We start from the raw sequence: 613 nt of genomic DNA, 5'->3' as shown, positions 1-613 counted from the left end.
TATGCATAAAAGCTTATGGGAAAAATATTACTTTATAAACAGTTTGGACACAAATGTAATTAAAAAACAAAATGAAAAAACTACAATAATTTATAGAAATTACTCACAAAAAATAATTAATGAAAATAAAATAATAACTTTTAACAATAATTGCAAAAAATATGGAATTAATTTTATTTTTGCAAATAATATTAAACTAGCAATTAAATTAAAACTGATGGGAGTATATATTCCATCATTCAATAATTCTTTTGAACATTTATCTTTTTCACTAAAAAAAAATTTTATAATCCTTGGATCGGCACATAATAATAAAGAAATCAAAGTTAAAATAAAGCAAGGCGTCCAAAAGGTTTTTGTATCCTCTATTTTTAAAAAAAATGTAAATTATTTAGGGCTGAATAAATTTAAATTTTTGACTTCACAACACAAGATCAAATTTATTGCACTCGGTGGTATTTCTCAATCTAATATAAAAAAACTTGGTTTAACTAATTGTATAGGATTTGCTGGTATATCTTTTTTCCAAAAAAAAAGGCCTCTAAAAAAGAGGCCTTTTATAATATAGTCTTCTAAATTAATTAGAATGCTAATGCGAAGTTCAATTCAAAAC

General features: G+C 22.7%; 1 protein-coding gene. It reads left to right on the top strand.

Annotated elements, in window-relative coordinates; translation table 11 throughout:
• Window positions 1-568 (top strand): thiamine phosphate synthase (locus AMN99_RS01715; protein ID WP_075506114.1); only part of this gene is annotated, 568 nt, incomplete at its 5' end.
• Window positions 569-613: the final 45 nt, after the last annotated feature.

This window comes from Candidatus Pelagibacter communis (genome assembly GCF_001180225.1).
Lineage (GTDB): Bacteria > Pseudomonadota > Alphaproteobacteria > Pelagibacterales > Pelagibacteraceae > Pelagibacter > Pelagibacter ubique_D.
Note: the sequence above shows the minus strand (reverse complement) of the source record. Positions and strands in the feature narration are given on the sequence as shown.